17 protein-coding genes are annotated in these 19321 nt (G+C 68.9%); 5 read left to right on the plus strand and 12 right to left on the minus strand.

The genetic code is table 11. The annotated features are described in order from the left end of the window. Positions 1-110 precede the first annotated feature (110 nt). Both OX958_RS20815 and OX958_RS20820 read right to left on the minus strand, forming a co-directional pair. Positions 111-716 carry a hypothetical protein gene (locus OX958_RS20815; protein WP_270130703.1) on the minus strand — a complete coding sequence of 202 codons (606 nt, stop codon included), beginning with the start codon at positions 714-716 and terminating at the stop codon, positions 111-113. Next, positions 709-1224 (minus strand): RNA polymerase sigma factor, encoded by a 516-nt coding sequence (locus tag OX958_RS20820; RefSeq protein WP_270130704.1) that lies wholly within the window; start codon positions 1222-1224, stop codon positions 709-711. Before OX958_RS20820 ends, OX958_RS20815 begins: the two co-directional genes overlap by 8 nt. Before the next feature lie 96 nt (positions 1225-1320). Here OX958_RS20820 and OX958_RS20825 point away from each other — a divergent pair, with 96 nt between their 5' ends. Together OX958_RS20825 and OX958_RS20830 are read left to right on the plus strand one after the other, a co-directional pair. Further along, on the plus strand, positions 1321-1908 hold the full coding sequence (locus OX958_RS20825; protein ID WP_270130705.1) for an ArsR family transcriptional regulator: 588 nt from the start codon (positions 1321-1323) through the stop codon (positions 1906-1908). A gap of 15 nt (positions 1909-1923) precedes the next feature. Then, the gene (locus OX958_RS20830) at positions 1924-3228 is read left to right on the plus strand and encodes an MFS transporter (RefSeq protein ID WP_270130706.1); all 1305 of its coding nucleotides are present in this window, start codon (positions 1924-1926) and stop codon (positions 3226-3228) included. Between the two features lie 3 nt (positions 3229-3231). Here OX958_RS20830 and OX958_RS20835 read toward each other — a convergent pair whose 3' ends face one another. From OX958_RS20835 to hisF, 4 genes are all read right to left on the minus strand, one after another. Beyond that, the gene (locus OX958_RS20835) at positions 3232-4818 is read right to left on the minus strand and encodes an MDR family MFS transporter (protein ID WP_270130707.1); all 1587 of its coding nucleotides are present in this window, start codon (positions 4816-4818) and stop codon (positions 3232-3234) included. Further along, positions 4818-5303, minus strand: coding sequence for a MarR family winged helix-turn-helix transcriptional regulator (locus OX958_RS20840; protein ID WP_270130708.1), 486 nt, complete (start codon positions 5301-5303; stop codon positions 4818-4820). The genes OX958_RS20835 and OX958_RS20840 overlap by 1 nt, the downstream gene beginning before the upstream one ends. Positions 5304-5381: 78 nt before the next feature. Beyond that, positions 5382-5849: a MarR family winged helix-turn-helix transcriptional regulator gene (locus OX958_RS20845; RefSeq protein ID WP_270130709.1), complete on the minus strand. Its 468-nt coding sequence runs from the start codon at positions 5847-5849 to the stop codon at positions 5382-5384. Next, positions 5846-6607 (minus strand): imidazole glycerol phosphate synthase subunit HisF, encoded by a 762-nt coding sequence (gene hisF, locus OX958_RS20850; protein WP_270130711.1) that lies wholly within the window; start codon positions 6605-6607, stop codon positions 5846-5848. The genes OX958_RS20845 and hisF overlap by 4 nt, the downstream gene beginning before the upstream one ends. A 148-nt stretch (positions 6608-6755) precedes the next feature. On the opposite strand from hisF, the gene OX958_RS20855 reads away from it, so the two are divergent. From OX958_RS20855 to OX958_RS20865, 3 genes are all read left to right on the plus strand, one after another. Then, complete coding sequence (locus OX958_RS20855) at positions 6756-7406, plus strand: hypothetical protein (RefSeq protein WP_270130712.1); 651 nt, start codon at positions 6756-6758, stop codon at positions 7404-7406. Positions 7407-7545: 139 nt separating this feature from the next. Further along, positions 7546-11214: a discoidin domain-containing protein gene (locus OX958_RS20860; protein WP_270130714.1), complete on the plus strand. Its 3669-nt coding sequence runs from the start codon at positions 7546-7548 to the stop codon at positions 11212-11214. 13 nt (positions 11215-11227) lie between these two features. After that, positions 11228-11716, plus strand: a complete 489-nt coding sequence (locus OX958_RS20865) for a hypothetical protein (RefSeq protein WP_270130715.1) — start codon at positions 11228-11230, stop codon at positions 11714-11716. Here OX958_RS20865 and OX958_RS35375 read toward each other — a convergent pair. From OX958_RS35375 to priA, 6 genes are all read right to left on the minus strand, one after another. Next, complete coding sequence (locus OX958_RS35375; protein WP_442913210.1) at positions 11706-11804, minus strand: hypothetical protein; 99 nt, start codon at positions 11802-11804, stop codon at positions 11706-11708. The genes OX958_RS20865 and OX958_RS35375 overlap by 11 nt on opposite strands. A 639-nt stretch (positions 11805-12443) precedes the next feature. Further along, positions 12444-13376 carry a lysophospholipid acyltransferase family protein gene (locus tag OX958_RS20870; RefSeq protein ID WP_270130716.1) on the minus strand — a complete coding sequence of 311 codons (933 nt, stop codon included), beginning with the start codon at positions 13374-13376 and terminating at the stop codon, positions 12444-12446. Next, entirely contained in the window at positions 13376-14929 is a 1554-nt protein-coding gene (locus OX958_RS20875) for a lactate racemase domain-containing protein (RefSeq protein WP_270130717.1), read from the minus strand. The genes OX958_RS20870 and OX958_RS20875 overlap by 1 nt, the downstream gene beginning before the upstream one ends. Positions 14930-15016: 87 nt before the next feature. Continuing rightward, on the minus strand, positions 15017-16216 hold the full coding sequence (locus OX958_RS20880; RefSeq protein ID WP_270130718.1) for a zinc-dependent alcohol dehydrogenase: 1200 nt from the start codon (positions 16214-16216) through the stop codon (positions 15017-15019). Further along, entirely contained in the window at positions 16213-18510 is a 2298-nt protein-coding gene (locus tag OX958_RS20885; RefSeq protein WP_270130719.1) for an HAD-IB family hydrolase, read from the minus strand. The genes OX958_RS20880 and OX958_RS20885 overlap by 4 nt, the downstream gene beginning before the upstream one ends. After that, positions 18507-19244, minus strand: coding sequence for a bifunctional 1-(5-phosphoribosyl)-5-((5-phosphoribosylamino)methylideneamino)imidazole-4-carboxamide isomerase/phosphoribosylanthranilate isomerase PriA (priA, locus tag OX958_RS20890; protein ID WP_270130720.1), 738 nt, complete (start codon positions 19242-19244; stop codon positions 18507-18509). Before priA ends, OX958_RS20885 begins: the two co-directional genes overlap by 4 nt. Between the last annotated feature and the right edge of the window lie 77 nt (positions 19245-19321).

Raw genomic sequence — 19321 nt, forward strand, 5'->3', positions numbered from 1 at the left:
CCGAAGGCTGCAACTACGTCAGCCGGCTCGGCGTACTGGCCGAAGAACGCAGGACGTCGGCACCTTAGACTTCCTCGCCGGGGCGGTCGCGGTCCACCCCGGCGAGGTCGTCACTTCAGGACGGCCCGGTCGCCTAGGCTCCCGGCCACGACCTTGCGGCCGCCCAGCTCCCAGCGCAGGTCGAGGGGAATCTTCAACGCCTCGCCCTGCGGTTTGACACACTGCGCGCCCTCGGGCGTCTCCGGCGCGACCGCGTAGCGGTAGGCCGCGATCCGGACCTGCTCCTCGTCCTGCGCCAGGATGCGCACGACCGTGTGTGGCAGGCACGTGCCCGAGTTGCCCCGGGCCGCCTCGACGATCAGCCCGGAAGTGCTCTCCGGATCCCGGTACGCCGCGGTCACGGGGATCTCGCGGTCCAGGATCAGCGTCGTCGAGCCGTACTTGAACTGCTGCGGCGGCGGCCCGTCGTCCAGCACCGCGGGCTCCGGCGTCGACGCGCTGGGCGGTGGCGCGGCCGGCCCCTCTTCGGCCCGCTGCACGTCGGCCGCGGCGAAGGCAACTCCACCGGCGACCACGACGACCGCGGCCGCGGCGAGCAGTTTGCGGGTACGCCGTTGCCGGCGGACCGCCCGCTCGACGAACTCGAACGGTGGTGGCTCCGAAGGCGTTCGCTCCTCGACGTACTCGATCAGCAAGTCCGTCCGCGGGTCAGGCATGATCCGGCACCTCCTCCTGGACCGCCAGCAACGGCGCGAGCGCCTGGCGGGCCCGGGCCAACCTCGACTTCACTGTTCCGGCCGGCAGTTGCAGTTCATCCGCGATCTGGTCGATCGGCAGATCCATCACGTAGTGCATGACCGCCACCGCACGCTGCGCCGGAGTGATCCGGGCCAGTGCGGCCGCCACGTCGAGCGCGTCCCCATCGGGTCCCTGGACGTCGGTCGAGCGACCGGTCAGTCTCGCCAGCGCCCGCGTCGCCACCTGCTGCCGCCGCAGTCTGCTGATCAGGGCCCGGACCGCGACCGCGCGCACCCAGGCCTCCGGATCGTCGTACCGGCGGATCCGGTCCCAGTGGTCGAGCAGCTTCACGTACGCGTCCTGAGCGATCTCCTCAGCGTCGGCACGGGAACCCCCGATGGACACCAGCAGGCCGATCAGGCGTGGCCAAGTACGGCGGTAGAGCGCCGCCACCTCGGTTGCCGGATCGCCGTCGATCTCCCTCACACCCCTAACACGCACTGCCTGCCTGGCAGGTTCCACCGGTTCGCAATCTTTTTCCAGCGGTTGCGCCCGGGAGATGTGAGAGATTACTCTCGAAACATGTCTCTCAGGAATCCGTACGGCGATTTCGAGATCACCGACCCGCAGGCGATGCGTGCGCTGGCGCACCCTGTCCGGCTGGCCGCGCTCAGCTATCTGCAGCGCAACGGTCCGGCCACCGCGACCCAGTTGTCGGAGCATGTCGGCGCCTCACCGTCGGTGACCAGCTGGCACCTGCGGCATCTGGAGACCTTCGGGCTGGTCAGCGACAGCCCGGCTCCGGAAGGCGGGGCCGACAAGCGGCAACGCTGGTGGCAGGCGATCGCCCGCGGATTCCGGTTCGAGATGCCGGAAACGCCGGAGGGCGCGGAGGCCGGCCGGATGCTGCGGACCGAGGTGATGAGCCAGGCGCTCGACCAGGTCCAGCACTGGATCGCCGAGGTCGAGCCCGCGCTCGATCCTCGCTGGAGCCGCGCGACCGGGTCATCGAACACTCGGGTGACCGTCACCCTGGCGGAAGCCGAGGCTCTGGAGAACGCGATCGAGGACCTGCTGGCCCCCTACGTCCAGCGCGGCCAGGGCGGCGCTCCGGACGGCGCGGAGCCGGTCCGGCTGATCCGTATGACGTTGCCCGAAGCAACCAGTTGAGTTCGTGAGGCCCCGATGACCACGCCCGCCCGGCCGGACCAGCCCACCCCACCCGGCAGTACCCCGGCCGACCCGCCCACTGCGACGCTCTGGCGAGACCGGCAGTTCCGGACCTTCTGGTCGGCGCAGGGCGTCTCCGAGTTCGGCGACCGGATCAGCGAACTCGCCTTGCCCCTGATCGCCGTCACGCTGCTCAACGCCTCACCCAGCCAGGTGGGATTCCTGACTGCCGCGGTCTGGCTGCCGAATCTCGCGTCGCTGTTCATCGGCAGCTGGGTGGACCAGCACCGCGACAAGCGCCCGTTGATGATCGCGGCCGACCTGAGCCGGACCGTGCTGCTGCTGTCCTTGCCGGCGGCGTACTGGCTGGACGTCCTGGCTCTCGGTCAGCTCTACGCGATCGCCATCCTGGCCGGCACCGCGCATGTCGTCTTCAACACGGCGTACGCGTCGTTCTTCGTCCGGCTGGTCAGGCGCGATCAGTTCCTGGAGGCGAACAGCAAGTTGTCGTCCACCAGATCACTCTCGTTCATGGCCGGTCCGGCCGTCGGCGGTCTGCTGGTCCAATGGCTGACAGCCCCGATCGCCCTGGTCGTAGACGCCATGACATTCTTGTTCTCCGCGCTGCAGCTCAGCCGGCTGAAGGTTCCGCCGAGCGATGCGGAGCTGAGCGAGGAGTCGCTGCTGACCAGAGCGCGCGCCGGAATGGGCTACCTGCTCCGGCATCCCTACCTGCGCGCGAGTCTCGGCTGCGCGACCACGGTCAACTTCTTCAACATGATCGGGATGGCTTTGCTGGTCCTGTTCGCGAGCCGCAATCTGGGGCTGTCCGCCGGCACCATCGGTATCGCCTTCGGCATCGGTGCTTCCGGTGGCCTGGCCGGGGCGCTGGCCGCCAAGCCGCTCACCAGACTGGTCGGAGCCGGCCGGCTGATCGCGATCAGTTCGGTCGTCTTCCCCGCTTCACTGGGGATCGTCGCGCTGGCCGAAGGACCGGTTTGGCTCCGGGCGGGCACTTTGGCGGCGGCGGAGTTCGTCGGGGCGTTCGCGGTGATGTGTTTCGACGTACCGCTGAACTCGTTGCAGGCGGCCGTGACGCACGAGCACATGCGCAGCCGGGTGGTCGGCGCCTTCAGCAGCATCAACTACGGCGTACGGCCGCTCGGCGCGGTGATCGGCGGTCTCCTGGGCACCTGGATCGGTGTCCGCGAGACGCTGCTGATCTCCGCTGCCGGCGGCCTGTTCGCCGTTCTGTGGCTGCTCCGCTCCCCCATCATCCGGACGCGTGACCTCACTGGCCTGGAGCCTCCGGCGCTGTGAGCGCTAGTCGAGCTCGACCGGCTCGTCGAGCTTGGCGACCGTCCGCCGGAGCGGGATCTCCTTGATGAACAGCACCGCGATCAGGCTGACCAGCGCACACGCCGCCGCGATCAGGAAGATCCGGCCGGTGGCGTCGCCGTACGAGTGACGGACCAGCTCGGCGAGCTGCGGCGGCAGGTGGTTGACGTCCAGCAGGCTGGTGCCGCCGGAACCACCGTCCTGCAGCTTGCGGGCAGCTTCGGCGCCACCCGGACCGTGCAGCACACCCTCGATCAGCAAAGTCTTCACCCGGCTGGCAAGGACCGCGCCGAGCACTGAGACGCCGACCGCACCGCCGAGGCCGCGGAAGAAGGCCACCGACGCGCTGGACGCTCCGATCTCACTGACGTCCACCGTGTTCTGCACCGCCAGCACCAGGTTCTGCATCATCGCGCCCATGCCGATGCCCATCAGCAGCATGCCCAGACCGACGTACCAGTACGGCGTGCTGTGGTCGATGGTGCCGAGGATCGTCAGCCCGGCGGTGAGCAGGAAGCCACCGGCGATCAGGTACCGCTTCCACTTGCCGAAACGGCTCACCAGCTGACCGGCACCGACCGACCCGAAGAACGAACCGAGCATCATCGGGATCGTCAGCAGACCGGCCTGGGTGGCGCTGTAGCCGCGGGCCACCTGGAAGTACTGCCCGAGGAAGAGCGCGCTGCCGAACATCGCGACCCCGACCGCCATGCTGGCCACGATCGCGAGCGCGGTGGTGCGCTGCCGGACCACCTTCAGCGGCACCAGCGGCTCGGCCACCCGGTTCTCGACCATCACGGCGAGCACGCCGAACAGGATCGTGCCGCCGACGAAGAGCGCGGACTGCCAGGAGAACCAGCCGAAGTCGTGGCCGGCGAAGGTCACCCAGACCAGCGGCAGGCTGGCGGCGACGCTGATCAGCACCGCGCCCAGGTAGTCGATCTTCACCTTGCGCTTGAAGATCGGCAGCTGCAGGTACTTCTGCAGCACGATCAGGCTGATCACGGCCAGCGGCACGCAGACGTAGAAGCACCAGCGCCAGCCGAGCCAGGAGGTGTCGACGATGACGCCGCCGATCAACGGACCGCTCACGGTGGCGACCGCCATCACGGCGCCCATGTAGCCGGAGTACCGGCCGCGGTCGCGCGGCGGGATCGCCGCCCCGATGATCGCCTGGGCCAGCGCCATCAGCCCACCCATGGCCAGCCCCTGCAGGACGCGGGCGCCGATCAGGAACGGGACGTTGTGGGCCATTCCGGCCAGGGCCGAACCGATCACGAACAAGACGATGGCGAGCTGCACCAGCAGCTTCTTGCTCATCAGGTCGGACAGCTTGCCCCAGATCGGGGTGGACACCGTGGTGGCCAGCAGGCTCGCGGTGAGCACCCAGGTGTACTGCGTCTGCGAGCCCTCGAGATCGGCGATGATCGTCGGCAGGGCGTTGCTGACGATCGTCGAGCTCAGCATCGCCGTGAACAACGCGGCGAGCAGCCCGACCAGGATCTCGAGGATCTCGCGGTGCGTGAGTTCCGGCGCGGCAGGCGCTTGCGGCCGCGTCTCGGTGACAGTCATCAGTCTCCAGTCGAGGTGTTTGCGTGCTTCGCGTGTTCGGCGGCCTGGGCGACGGCAACGGCGATCCGGCGCAGCGACGCTGCCGCGGCGGCCATCTCCTCGTCGTCCCAGTCCGCCAGCGCGGAGCGGAGATGCCGGGTGTACCCGGCGTAAAGAGCGTCGAGGCGGGCCCGGCCGGCCTCGCTGAGCTGGACCAGTGACACCCGCGCGTCGGCCGGATCAGGCCGACGGCTCACCAGGCCGTCGCCTTCCAGCGCGCTCAGTTGCCGGCTCACCACCGAGGCGTCGACCCCCAGCTTCGTGGCGATCTCACCGCCCCGTTGCTCGCCGTCCTTGGCCAGCACCTTCAGCACACTCGCGTCGGCCCGGCGCAGGCCCGCGTCAGGCCACAGCTGCCGATGCTCGATGCAGCGCACCGCCCGCACCAGCGAACTGACCCCTTCCAGTACCTCCTGAGCCGGGGCATCTCGGTGGACTAGTTGCATAACCCAACTATATACACAGATAGTTGGTTTCTGCAACCATATGTTCGCGCTGCGGCGCCCGGGCGGGTGGCCGGGGCGTCAGCTCAGGTCGAGGTTCAGACGGGCCAGCAGCCGCCCGAGGGTCGCCAGGTCGGCGGACTCCCAGCGGTCGAGCAGGGCCCGGAACTCGGCCTGGCGCTGGCTGCGCATGGCACCGAAGCGCTCGGCGCCGGTCTCGGTCAGGCGGAGGAGGCGGGCACGGCCGTCATCGGGGTCGCCGACCCGCTCGATCAGGCCGAGGGTCTCCAGCTGCGACAGGCCGCGGCTGACAGTGGACTTGTCCAGGCCCAGCGCCTGGGCGACGTCGGAAGCCCGGGCGCCGGCGCGGCCCGCGGACGTCCCCAGCTCGATCTGGGAGATCAGGGCATAGCCGGCCGCGTCCATCTCCGGGTGCACCCGGCGGGCCATCATCATCTGGGACGAGCGGGCGCGGCGGAACAGGGTGGAGAGCTCGTGCTCGACGTCGGCGATCAGCTGCTTGTTCTGCTCCGTCACGATGCCGGTCACCTGACCACGATGCCGGCGTCGCGCAACGCCTTCTTGACGTCCGCGATCCGCAGATCGCCGAAGTGGAACACACTCGCCGCCAGGACCGCGTCCGCCCCCGCCTCGACCGCGGGCGGGAAGTGCTCGGGCAGCCCCGCTCCCCCACTGGCGATCAGCGGGACGTCGACGACCGCGCGGACCGCGCGGATCAGCTCCAGGTCGAAGCCCTGCTTCGTCCCGTCGGCATCCATCGAGTTGAGCAGGATCTCCCCCGCGCCCAGCTCGGCGCCGCGCCGGGCCCACTCGATCGCATCCAGTCCGGCCGACCTCCGGCCACCATGGGTGGTCACCTCGAAGCCGCTCGGCTGCCCCGCGGACCGGCGTACGTCGAGAGACAGCACCAGCACCTGATTGCCGAACCGGTGCGCGATCTCCTCGATCACTGCCGGACGGGCGATCGCGCCGGTGTTGATCCCGACCTTGTCGGCCCCCGCGCGCAACAGCCGGTCGACGTCGGCCGCCTCGCGCACGCCGCCGCCGACGGTCAGCGGAATGAACACCTGCTCGGCGGTCCGGCCGACCACCTCGTACGTCGTCTCGCGCGAACCGGACGAAGCCGTGATGTCGAGGAACGTCAGCTCGTCCGCACCCTCGGCGTCGTACAGCCTGGCCATCTCCACCGGATCTCCGGCATCGCGCAGATCGGCGAAGTTGACACCCTTGACCACCCGGCCGGCATCAACGTCCAGGCAGGGAATGACTCGTACGGCGAGGCTCACGGAGTCAGCCTACCGAGCGCCGTCCCGCACTCACGCCAAATCCCACCGCCTGGCCACGCGCCTTCGCTCCGCACTCCGGAATCGCCTGGTGGCGGACAGGTCAGCTCCTGCCCGAATCTCCTGCGCGCCAGTGGGTCAGACTTGGCGAGTGGATACTCCCGGATCGCAATGGCGTACGCCGCCGCCCGAGCTTGCGGCGGAAGCGGCTCGTCGCCCGGGTGGCTGGGTCTACGAGATCGACGGGGAGCTGGTCGACGATCCGAACGGCTATGTGCCGCCCGAGGCGATCCGGGGCGGCTGGAAGGTCGACGACACCGGCCGGGCGACCGGCGAGTATGTGCCCAACGACAAGCACGGGCCGGTGCAGGACGACTTCAGCGCGCTCACCGAGCCCGGCCACTGGCTCGGCTGGCTGGGTGACGACCCAGGCCGGACTCTTCGCGACAGCATCGAACTGACGCTGGCCCAGCAGGTCAAGGGCGCCAACGTGGAGTGGCTGAAGTTCGTCGAGACGCCGGAGTTCGTGACCGGCGGAAAGCCGGTGCCGGACGATCCCGATCGCCTCCAGTTGGTGCGCACCGGGCTGGCCGTGCAGTTCGCCCTGTGCGTGGTGCAGCCGGCGGGCCGGTTCAAGCGAGCCGGCCAGCGAGACATCCTGACCGGCGTCTTCAGTCTCGCCATCGTGGCGATGGACGAACCGCAGGCGCGCGAGCGCTCCTGGCTCGACCTGGGCGCCACCATGGAACAGATCGGGCCTCTCCTCGAGACCCGCGTGGTCGAACTGGAGCAGACGACCTGACTCATCGGTAGCGCCGTGAGGTCTTGCCGGGGCAGAAGGCGCGGTCTACCCTTCCCATCAATCGTTAGGAACCTTTCCTAATAGTTCGACTATTGGGAAAGCGCTTGCCTCGCCCGCCCCGGCTTCAGGAGGTCCTTGCATGCCATCCCGTCAATCTCGAAGGCGGCGCCTGCTCGTCGCGCTCGCGGCAGCCACGTTGACCTGCGGCACGCTGCCGGTCGTCGCCGCGTTCCCTACCGTCCACGCCGCCGGCTCGGCGGAGCAAACAGCCGTGGACACCGCGATCGCGGCAACTGTCCCCGACCTGACCAGCGCGAACCGGCGTGCTCCCGTCTCCGGGCTGCCCGACTGGAGCAAGGCCGGGTACCGCGGTGGCGCGCCGCTGCCCGGTCCTGCCGACCTCAACCCGCACGCCAACTGTCAGATCACCGCAGCCGAGCTGGCCTCGCAGTACAACGTCCGTGCCGATGGCAGTGACGCGACCACCGGCCTGCAAGCAGCGATCGACGCAATCAGGACCCAGTGCACCCCGTCTGCCGGCTACGACAAGCTGTCCCAGATCACCTTGCCGGAGGGCCGGATCGCCGTCACCCGGCAACTCGGCCTCGATGCCAGCTATCTGCTGATCAGGGGTGCCGGCCAAGGCCGGACCGTACTGGTCTTCCGTCCCGACACGAACACGCGGTACGACGCGCTCACCCCCGACGGCAGCGACTGGGACAAGGACGGAATGACTCACGGGGCGTCCGGCAACGGCGGCTGGATCTGGCCCGGCCGCGGTCTGCTCCGAGTCCAGAGCCGGGAGGTCGCACCGCGGTACGCCGCTGATTACGCTTCGGCTCCGCAGAACCGGAAGGACATCTTCGAGGGGAGCGTCAACCAGCACTGGGCCGGCGGTGTACCGCTGCGCGAGTCGTCAGCCATCGGCACCACTCAGCTCAAGCTTGCCGCCACCGCGAACATGGCGCTGTTCAAGGCCGGCAACTACCTGTGGGTCGGAGCGGCGAACACGGCGAAGTTCTACCAGCAGCAGACCGTCACCGACGCGTCGAAGTACCAGAACCTGCACATGCGCCAGCAGATCTTCCAGATCACCGCAGTCGACGCCACCGCGAAGAACCTGACGATCGACAAGCCACTCGAGTACGACGTACCGCTGAACTCCACCTCCGACGGCTCCGCGGCGATCGGCGGCACCGTCTACCCGAGCCGGGTGACGCCGCTCAAGCCGGTCCTGGGCGTCGGGATCGAGGATCTGACCATCACCCAGGACATGGCCGGTCTGCCGAAGCTCGGCGGCGGGACCTACGCCCTGAACAAGGCCGACGCCGTCCACAACTACGGCAACATGGCGCCGGAGTACGAGATGCATGGGATCGTGCTGAAGTGGGCGGTCAACACCTGGATCCGCAGGGTCGGCACGGAGCTGACCGGCTCGCACCCGATCGTCACCGAGAGCGCGAAGAACATCCAAGTGCAGGAGTCGCGGCTGGACGGCTCCTGGAACAAGGGCAAGGGCGGCAACGGCTACCTGCGCGGCTCCCGCGTCTGGGACTCGCTCTACGGCTACAACACGACCCGCAACCTGCGGCACTTCACCTTCCAGTGGTCCGCCTCGAACAATGTGGCCATCGGCAACGACTTCGACTCCGACCTGAACGTGCACGGCGGCTGGGAACGGCGCAACCTGTTCGAGAACAACACCGTCAAGGTGCCCTTCGAGCACGCGTCCAAGAACTGCCGGAGCAACTGCGGCGACGAGGGCGGCGACGTACCGGACGGCTCCACCTGGTGGCCGGTCTGGTGGGCGGCAGGCCCGAAGGCGGTGAAGTGGTCGGGCTCCAGCGGCCCGCAGAACGTCGTCTACAACAACGCGCTCAGCAAGCAGACCACCACGAACGGCCCTTACCAGGCCTTCTATCCTGACCGGCAGCGGCTGTACCAGTTCGGCAGCAGCTCGGCCGACGCCACCAAGTTTCAGCACCTCGCGGTGAACGGCGCGACCATTCCGGACTGGGCCGGCCGCGAGACCCTCGACTACACCGGACCGAACGGCGGAGTCAACGCCACCCGCACCGACACCTCGGGCTCGCTGTTCCTGCGCAATCCCGGCGGTGGAGGCGGCGACACCACCCCACCCAGTACGCCGACCGGTCTCCGAGTCACCGCGACGACCTCGAACAGCGCTTCGCTGACCTGGACCGCCTCGGTCGACAACGTAGCGGTGACCGGGTACGACGTACTGCGCAACGGCACCCTCGTCGGCACGAGCTCCGCGCCGACCTACACCGACACCGGCCTGACCGCCGCCACGGCGTACAGCTATACGGTCCGGGCTAATGATGCCGTCGGCAACAAATCACCTGTCGGCGCCGCGGTCACCGCCACCACTCAATCCGGTGGTGGAGCGGAGACGCTCCTGTCCCGCGGCAAGCTGGCGACCGCGTCGACGACCGAGAGCAGCGGCTTCGCACCGAAGTACGCGGTCGACGGCAGCACCACGACCCGGTGGGCGTCGCGAGAAGGCAGCGATGCGGAGTGGATCCAGGTCGACCTCGGCGCGTCGGCGAACCTGACGCGGATCAAACTGAACTGGGAAGCCGCGTACGGCAAGGGCTACCGGGTCCAGACCTCGGCGAACGGGACCACCTGGACGACCGTGCACACAACGACCACTGGCAACGGCGGGCTGGACGAGATCCCGGTGTCAGGAAGCGCCCGGTATGTGCGGATCGACCTGACCAAGCGCGGTACGGCGTACGGCTACTCGCTGTGGGAGTTCGAGGTATACGGCACCGCCGATGACGGCGGCGGTACCACGCCGCCGGGTGGCGGCTCCACGGTCGATGTCTCTACGGCCGCGCAATTGCAGTCGGCGTTGGCCAACGCGGCACCCGGTCAGACCATCCGGCTCGCATCCGGCCAGTACCGCGGCTCGTTCCTGACCCAGAAAGCGGGGACCGCGGCGGCGCCGATCACGCTGACCGGTCCGGCATCCGCCGTACTGATCAACGACGGGCCGACCGGGACCGCGCCGAGCTGCCCAGTACCGACCTCCGGCTGGGACTCCGGGTACGGGCTGTGGCTGTCCAATACGCCGTACTGGAAGCTCACCGGGTTCACCGTGCAGGACTCCAAGAAGGGAATCGTGCTGGACAACTCCCACCACGTGACCATCGACGGAGTGTGGGTCCACCACATCGACGAGGAGGGCGTGCACTTCCGCAAGTCGTCTGCCGACGGGGTGATCCGGAACTCGAAGATCACCGACGTCGGCCTGGTCCAGAAGGGATACGGCGAGGGCGTGTACATCGGCTCGGCCGGCTCCAACTGGAACTGCCACGGCAACACCGGCGGGGTGGACAAGACCGACCGGGTCCAGGTGATCGGCAACGAACTGGGCCCGAACCTCGCCGCCGAGGCGATCGACGTGAAGGAGGGGACCACCGGCGGCGTGATCCGCGGCAACACCTTCAACGGCCGCGGCATCTCCGGCGAGAACTCGGCCGACTCGTGGGTGGACGTGAAGGGCTTCGGCTACCTGATCGAGAACAACACCGGCACCTTCTCCTCCCCCGGTGTCTTCGCGAACGGCTATGAGACCCACAACCCGTCCACCACCCCGTCCTTCCTGAACGGCTGCGGCAACACCTGGCGCAACAACTCGTCCAACCTCGGCGGCACCGGGAAGTACGCGATCTTCATCAGCTCCCAGTCCAAGTGCACCGCCGACCCGAACGTCGTCCACTCCTCCAACACCGTCCAGAACGCCCAGACCGGTCTGACCAACGTCCCGGTGACGCCCTGAGATACAACCAAGCATGACCTTTTCGCCCGAGTCGCCGGCGTACGCAGCCATCCGCGAAGGAATCGCCCTCCGCGAACAAAGCCGCGCGCCGGCGGCAAAGGCCCTGCTGGAGACCTTGGTGGACGACGTCGAGAAGGGAACCGACGCGTTCGCCAAGATCTTCCTGGCCCACTCGCCGGCCGACGTCCAGGAGACCCCCGAGGACGAACTCGCCTGGGACCTCAGAGCACTCGCCTTCATGGACGAGCTGACCGGCCAGGAAGCCATCGCCCGCGACAACCCCGGCGGCAAGGCGGCCCTCCTGCCTTCCCTGCACCTCAACCTCGCCGCCGACTACCGCCGCCTCGGCGACGAGACCACCGCCCGTCTGCACTACAACCTTGGCAAGGCGCATCTGAACGCCCTCGCCGACGATGCCTACGGCGACAGCATCCGAGCCGCCTTCACCGACGAGGCTTTCCAGCAAGCGAGCGGCCGGAGTCGCGGCGCGGTCAGGCGATGAACAGGAGCACGCTGATCGCCACCATCACCGCGGCAGTGGCCGCGTGAACGCCGTAAGCGGCAGCCTTCGGCCCCTTGCTGCGGAGCACGATCAACGCATCGCCGACCGGCGATACCGGCGGCGGCCAGTCTGCCGCGCCTATCTGGACCTCGCCGGCGACCGCCCGGCGGAGTACCAGGGTCTACTTCCTGGCCTTCTCGACCATCTCTCCCGAGACGATCAACCCGTGTCAACCCTTACCGCCAGGACGGCCGCGCCCTAGCAATCTACTCCCAGGCACCGCAGGGGTGGGCTCATCGCTGGAGATCGGCTCGTTCTCGGCCGCCAGCAGCGTCACCGGCATCGCGGGATGCGGTCGACCCCGCGCCGGCCGGAGGACCGGCGTGACAGAGCGAATGCAGAGCTGGCTGCTGGGTGGCCGACGACGGTCTCCGCACTCCGCTCACCAACAGGCTGCGGACCCCGCAGGTCGGGTGGGTGGGCTGCGGACCCACGCATCGCGTGCGCCGGCGGGGCCAACCACACTCCCACCACATCACCCGCCGATCAGGTTGCGGATCCGCCGTCAGGTCGGGTGGGCGGGCTGCTCAAGCCGCGAGACCTGCACGGGTGGGGCCAACCACACTCCCCCGACACCAACCAGCCTGCGGATCCACCGCCAGGTCGGGTGGGCGGGCTGCCCGCACCCGCAACGCCTGTGCGGGTGGGGCGAAACCCTCCTACAAACCTACTTCCAAGCCTTACGCTTCTGCCCCGCAACCTTCACCGGGGTAGTCGCCTCCCAAACCCGCCGCCACCGAGCGGCATCCGGCCCGGACTGCGACGGCGACGTCCCGGCGGCGACCCGGCGACGGGCTTCCCACCAGGTGGAGCTTTCTTCGTCCAGCAGCGCTGAGACGGCCGCGGCGATCCGCGGAGCGAACTCGCGAGCGGTCTCCCCCTCAGCCGGGTACAGCGGGTCGCCGTACCGGACCGCGACGTTCGGACGGCCGGGGACCGGCCAGCCACGGCCGCGGGGCATTGCGGCGAAGGAACCCTTGATGCCGACGGGGATCACCGGCACGCCCTGGTCCACGGCGATGTACGCCGCGCCCATCCGGAACCGCTCCATCCAGCCGTCGGGCGAGCGGGTGCCCTCGGGGAAGACCACAACGTTCCAGCCGTCCGCGAGCAGATCACCCGGGGTCGCGCTGAGCTTGCCGCCGCGGCGCTCGATCGGGAAGGTGTTGAACACGATCGCCGAAGCGGTGGCGCGCCACCAGGTGTCGAAGAAGTAGTCGGCAGCAGCGGCGACAGCGGTCTTGCGGCGCATGTCGTCGGGCAGCGTGCAGAGCAGCAGCGGGGTGTCGAGGTGCGACGAGTGGTTCGCCACGATCACCGCCGGCCCGTTCACCTTGCGCAGCGAGTCGATCCCGCTCACCTGCGGGTTCACCTCGAACCGCAGGACCGAGTTCAGCGCGCCCTTCTGCAGCACCTCCCGGACGGCGATCGCCGCGGGCCTGCGGGCCCAGCGGGTCGGGAAGACCGAGGACTCCTTCTTCACCACGTACGGCTCGGCCGACCGCGGCACCTGCTGACGGCGCCCCCAGCGGAAGCCGCGCGCGACCTGCTTCACGTCCCGCGCGGTGTCCCGGCCGAACTTGACCAGGTTCGCCCCCATCAGCGGACGTCCGCGAGCAGGTGCGGCGGGTTGTGCAGGTAGGTGATCGACGGCGACCGGCCGACCGAGTGGCTCACCATCTCCAGCGCGTCCTGCAGGGTCGAGGCGGAGCGGAAGCCCATCCGCTCGACCGTCTTGCGGTTCGCGCCGACCCAGACGATGTCGCCGCAGTGGTCCAGCGCGTGGCTGATCCAGTACCACATGTAGAACGGGTGGACGCCGTGGTACGCGTTCGAGGTGCGGTAGAGGTGGATGTACCACGGGTCCTCGGCGTACTGCTTCTCGAACTTCGCCTCGATGGTGGCCGGGTCGGTCGACTCCGACAGCACCTCCTCGAAGAAGTCCACGTACGACGGGTGGTGCAGCTGGCTGAACTCGTAGTCCACCGGGTGGTACAGGATGACCGCGCCGTCCTTGCGGACGATCGGCTGGCCCCGGTAGGAGTTGAAGTAGTAACCCAGCCCCATGCAGGCGGCCAGGATCGGGTTCATCACCGAGTTCACGTTGTACGGGCCGACGAACGGCACGCCCATGATCGCGACGTCGGACTGGCCCTGCACCTCGACCAGGTGCTGCTTGTGCACGGCCTCGATCGTCTTCTCGTGCACCGGCTCGATCGACCCGGCGTTGATCCCGGTCAGGCCGTAGTTCGAGCGGACGTCCTGGAAGATCTTGCGCCGGGCCTTGGCCGGCGCCAGCGCGAGGCCGCGCTTGGCCCCGAGCATCGCGGCCTGGTCCTTGATCGACCACTCCCACTCGCGCTTCTGCAGGAACTCCAGGCCGCCGCCGAAGATGTCGTTGTTGAGCGTGGTCTCGATCTGGAAGACCTTGACGTGCTCGGTCAGCACCTCGCCCATCCGCCAGGCCGAGTGGTGCATCTTGGAGGCCTTGTGGTCCATGAAGGACCGCGAGTGGATCATCGTGTGGCTGTTGTGGTGGTGCTTCAGCGACTTGTACGACGCCAGCCCGATCGACGTCGACTTGTGACCGCCGTCCATCGCCACCAGGTTCACGTTCACGTAGACCAGCAGGTCGGACTCGGCCGCCCGCTTGGAGATCTCGACGTCCTCGCCGTGCTTGGTCTGGCCCAGGTGGGTCAGGTTGTCGGCGTCCTCGGCATCGAAGTTGTAGAGCTTGCCGTCGGGGAAGAACGACCGGAAGACCCGCTCGCCGACGATCTCGCGCAGCTCGTTCGGGGTCAGCCGGCGGTGCAGCGCGTTCGCGGAGATCAGCTCGACGTCGTCGACCCCGGCGTCCGCGGCCATCGTGAGCACGGCCTCGATCACCCGCTGGCGGATGTCCGGCTTCTTCATCGGCGGCAACGGCAGCGAGATGTCGTCGAAGGCGATCGTCAGCCGCATCCCCGGCCGCAGCAGCTCCGGCAGCGGCTCGGACTCGATCGGGTGCAGCAGCGCGTTCTGGATCGCTTCCTCGACGTCGCGCACCGCCGGCAGCGACTCCGGCGGGTACACCACCCGGGTACCGAGCGGGAACCGCTCCAGCAGGAAGCCTTCACCGTTGTGCACGAGCAGCGGCGGCGTCCGGTCGTCCACCTCAAGCACAAACCCTGGCCGAGACATGTCAGAACCTCTCTCGTCGTACGTTCAACGGTGCAGCAACAACTGTGGCACGGGCCGCGATCACGAGGCCCTCACATCGAAGGCCACCTTCACGGTGCCCAGCCGGCCGGCGGACTGCGCGTGGTCGAGCGCCTCGCGCCAGCGGTAGAGCGGGTACTTCGCCCCGACGACCCCGTCCAGCGGGGCCTTCTGGGCCAGCTCCAGCGCGGTCTCGAAAGCGGGCCGGCCGTTCGGCTCGCCTCGCGAGGAGGCGTACGTTCCGGTCACCTCCAGCTCACGGAACCACAACGGGGACAGGTCGGCGCCGGTCGACGGCATACCGGCCAGGACCACCCGGCCACCGGCCTTGGTGACCCGCAGCACGGTGTCGATCGAGTCCTTGCTGCCGACCGCGTCGACGGCGACGTCGACCCCGCCGAGCAGGAACTCCTTGGCGTTCAGCTCGGGCTTCAGCCGGAACGCACCGGTGGCCCGGCGTACGCCGCGGAAGACCTCGTCGGGAGCGACCACGTCACTCGCGCCGAACGCCCGGGCCAGCTCGCGCTGCTTCGGGTGCTTGGCGACGACCGTGATCCGCCCGGCCTGGGTCAGCTCACGCAGTGCCAGGGTGGCGAACAGCCCGACCGCGCCGGCGCCGCTGACCAGGACGGACTGTCCCGGCTCGACCTTGGCCCGCAGCGCGGTGTGTACGGCGCCGGACAACGGCTCCGTCAGCACTGCCCGCTCATCCGAAAGCCCTTCCGGTACGGCGTACAGCTGGCTGCGGTGGGCGACCATCACGTTGCCCCAGCCACCACCGGTGTCGGAGCAGAAGCCGGTCTGGAGACCAGGCGAGACGTGGCCGACGGTGATCCGGTCACACAGGTTGGTGCGGCCGGACGCGCAACCCTCGCAGGGTTCGACGCCGCGCGCCGCGCAGGTCAGGACGCTGTCCATCACGACGCGGGTGCCCTTCGGCAGCTCCTCGCAGTCGTCGAGCAGTTCGCCGACGATCTCGTGACCCGGCACGAACGGCAGCGACACCAGCGCCGAGAAGTACAGCTTGGTGTGGCCGGTGACCATGCCGAGGTCGGAGCCGCAGATCCCGGACAGGATCGGCCGGATCCGTGCCCAGCCGTCCCTGTCGGCCTTCGGCTCGTTGATCGTGACGAGCCGCAGCGGTGCGGCCGGGCCGGTCAGGATGGCCGGGATCCGGCTGCCCATCGCCTTGGCGGCGAGGAACTTGGCCGGTGAGCGGTACATCTCGAGGGCGAGCATCATCGGGCGTTCACCCCGGGGATCTCCAGACGCGAAGAGGTGGCGGGTGTCTTCCAGTCGACGATCTGCCAGCGCGCGGCCCGGGCAGCCCGGAACAGCGACACGTCCGGCGAGACCGCGACCGGGTTGCCGACCGTGGTCAGCATCGGCAGGTCCGAGTGGCTGTCGGCGTACGCGAAGGACTTGGACAGATCGATGTTCGTTCCGCGGGCCCGGTGCTTGATCCACGCGGCCCGGGACTCACCGACCAGCGGCGGTCCGGTCAGGTAGCCGGTGCAGCGACCCCGGTCGTCGACGGCCAGTTCGGCGGCGACGATCTCGTCGAACAACGGCTCCAGCGGCCGGGTCAGCGGCCGGACCGCGCCGGTGATCAGGATGGTCCGGTGACCGGCCGCCTTGTGCTCACGGATCCGCCGGACGGCCGCGCCGCTGAGCCGCTCCAGCACGTGACCGGCGAGGATCTCGTCGACGATCCGGTTGAGCTCTTCCAGCTCGGCGCCCTGGTAGCGGCGGTAGATCGTCCGCAGGAAGGTGCCGCGGTCCTTGCGTTCCGCCGAGATCAGCTTCGGCAGCTTGCGCAGCATCGCGCCGATCTCACCGACCCGCTGGTGGCTGTCCAGCTCGGGCAGCCGCATCCACAGGTAGGTCTCGATCACGTTCGACGACAGCAGGGTGCCGTCCATGTCGAAGGCGGCGATGATCTCGGAGTCCTCCGAGGGCGTCACCTTCTTCAGGGTGCCGGCGGTCTCGGCGAGCGACTTGTTGCGCTTCTTCCGGACGACGTCCAGGCGGCGCAGCGAGTCGGTGACGCTCGGGCAGTGCACCTCCTGCAGGTAGTGCTGCCAGTCCACGATCGAGGTGTCGCACCAGAACTTCTCCCGGTCGTCGCCTTCGAGCGCGTTGTGCAGGGCGAGCACATTGTCGTCGATGAACTGCAGCTCGGCCTGCGCGTACTCGGAGTACAGGTCCATGTAGCGGCGGAGGAAGTCGATCCGGCGCTTCTGGACGTCGAGCTCGCGCGCGTATTTGCGGGTGCGCTCGCCGCGCGGCACGTGGGTGATGATCCGGTCGGCGATCTTGTGCGCCTTCTCGCCGTAGCGCAGCATGCTCTCGACCGAGTCCCCACCGGGGAACTTCCAGACCGGCAGCCGGACCGCGCCGCGCTCGCCCAGGTCGAAGGGGTGCTTGGAGAAGTACGCGCGGACGCCGGCGTACAGCTGCTCGAAGGTCAGCGGGTTCCGGGCGCCGGAGCTGACGTGGTAGTACTCCGGCTTCGACAGCTCCGGCTCGGTCGCCATCACGGCGCAGATCGCGCCGACGACGTGGTCGACCGGGATGATCTCGACCACCGAGTCGGGGCTGGCCGGGAACTCCGGCAGCTCGCCGCGGCCGTAGGCCAGGATCAGCGGCTCGGCCATCTTGAAGCCCTCGATCCAGCCCGGGTGCGGGCTCTGCACCGCGGACTCGATGATGGCCGGCCGGACGATCGAGGTCGGCAGGGTGGAGGCGAACTCCTCCACGACCCGCTCACCGAGCGCCTTGGTGAAGGTGTAGCAGTCGGTCCAGCCGAGCGAGCGGGCCCGCTCGGTGCCGGTCTCGATCAGCTTCTTCGCGACCCACTCGGTCCGCCGGCGCTCGGTGTCGGCCGCCGCGGTCAGGTGACCCGCGCGACGGTGCAGCTTCTCCGACTCCTTGCGGAACCGGATCAGCATCGCGGCGCTGCGCGAGGTCTCCTCGATCCGGGCTTTCATCGCCATTCCGGCCTCGGCCTCGGTGCGCCAGTCGACGCTGTGGTCGACGGGCGCCTCGGGGATCGCACCGCGGCGACGGCCGGCGGTGTAGGCGGTGGAGATGTGCACATAGTGGACCGGGCGGCCCTCACTGGCCTCGACGATCCGCTCGAGCAGGCTCTTGGTGCCGAGCACGTTGGTGGTGAACGCCTCGTGGATCGGCGGATCGAAGGAGACGTCGCCGGCGCAGTGCACGACGATGTCGAGATCCTTCGGCAGCGCCGGCACATCGGACAGGTCGCCTTCGACCACCTCGACCCGTGCGGCGGTCAGCTCGGCGGCGTCGGCGTACGGGGTGCCCTCGCCGTAGAACGGCTTGAAGATGTCCTTCTTGAGCATCTGCGCCATCCGGTCGGTGCCCCGCAGGGACCCCTTCGGACGAATGATCGCGACCACGGTGGTCCCGGGCAGATCACCGATCATCCGGTGCAGCAGAGCCTCACCGACGAATCCGGTGATGCCGGTGACCAGGACCTTCTTGCCTGCCAGCTTGTCGGCCAGGCTCACTTGTCGCCTCCACGGGTGAGTTCGAGTGCCTCGGTCAGGGTGAACGCGCCGGCGTACAGCGCCTTGCCGACGATGACGCCCTCGACGCCGTCGCTCACCAGCGTGCTGAGCGCGCGCAGGTCGTCCAGGCTGGAGACGCCGCCCGAGGCCACGATCGGCTTCTCGGTCCGCGCGCACAGGTCGCGGTAGAGGTCGAGGTTGGGGCCCTGGAGCATGCCGTCCTTGGTCACGTCGGTGACGACGTACCGCTCGCAGCCGGCCATCTCGAGGCGTTCGAGCACCTCGTAGAGGTCGCCGCCCTCCTTGGTCCAGCCGCGGGCGGCCAGCGTGCGGCCGCGGACGTCCAGGCCGATCGCGACCCGGTCGCCGTACTGCGCGATGATCCGGTCGCACCACTCCGGGTCCTCCAGCGCGGCGGTCCCGATGTTGACCCGGCGCGCGCCGGTCGCGAGCGCGGCGGTCAGGGACTCGTCGTCGCGGATGCCACCGGACAACTCGACCTGTACGTCGAGCTTGCCGGTCACCTCGGCGAGCAGTTCACGGTTGCTGCCCCGGCCGAACGCGGCGTCCAGGTCGACCAGGTGGATCCAGTCGGCACCGGCCTCCTGCCAGGCCATCGCGGCGGTCAGCGGATCGCCGTACGAGGTCTCGCTGCCGGCCTCGCCCTGCACCAGACGGACAGCCTGCCCATCCGCCACATCCACGGCAGGGAGCAGCACCAGGTTCTCAGACATGGGCCACACCCTAGATGGGGCAGTTCGTTGTTTTGTAACCCAGTGCCCTGCTGAGTCGTTGAGATCGGATCTGTCGC

This window comes from Kribbella sp. CA-293567 (genome assembly GCF_027627575.1).
Classification (GTDB): Bacteria; Actinomycetota; Actinomycetes; order Propionibacteriales; family Kribbellaceae; genus Kribbella.

Bases quoted from the DNA above. Each gene is read 5' to 3' on its own strand.
- OX958_RS20860 (WP_270130714.1), top strand. From the start codon at position 7,546: ATGCCATCCCGTCAATCTCGAAGGCGGCGCCTGCTCGTCGCGCTCGCG.
- priA (WP_270130720.1), bottom strand. From the start codon at position 19,244: ATGTCTGAGAACCTGGTGCTGCTCCCTGCCGTGGATGTGGCGGATGGG.
- OX958_RS20835 (WP_270130707.1), bottom strand. From the start codon at position 4,818: ATGACTGTCACCGAGACGCGGCCGCAAGCGCCTGCCGCGCCGGAACTC.
- OX958_RS20840 (WP_270130708.1), bottom strand. From the start codon at position 5,303: ATGCAACTAGTCCACCGAGATGCCCCGGCTCAGGAGGTACTGGAAGGG.
- OX958_RS20825 (WP_270130705.1), top strand. From the start codon at position 1,321: ATGTCTCTCAGGAATCCGTACGGCGATTTCGAGATCACCGACCCGCAG.
- OX958_RS20865 (WP_270130715.1), top strand. From the start codon at position 11,228: ATGACCTTTTCGCCCGAGTCGCCGGCGTACGCAGCCATCCGCGAAGGA.
- OX958_RS20870 (WP_270130716.1), bottom strand. From the start codon at position 13,376: ATGGGGGCGAACCTGGTCAAGTTCGGCCGGGACACCGCGCGGGACGTG.
- OX958_RS20830 (WP_270130706.1), top strand. From the start codon at position 1,924: ATGACCACGCCCGCCCGGCCGGACCAGCCCACCCCACCCGGCAGTACC.
- OX958_RS20880 (WP_270130718.1), bottom strand. From the start codon at position 16,216: ATGATGCTCGCCCTCGAGATGTACCGCTCACCGGCCAAGTTCCTCGCC.
- OX958_RS20815 (WP_270130703.1), bottom strand. From the start codon at position 716: ATGCCTGACCCGCGGACGGACTTGCTGATCGAGTACGTCGAGGAGCGA.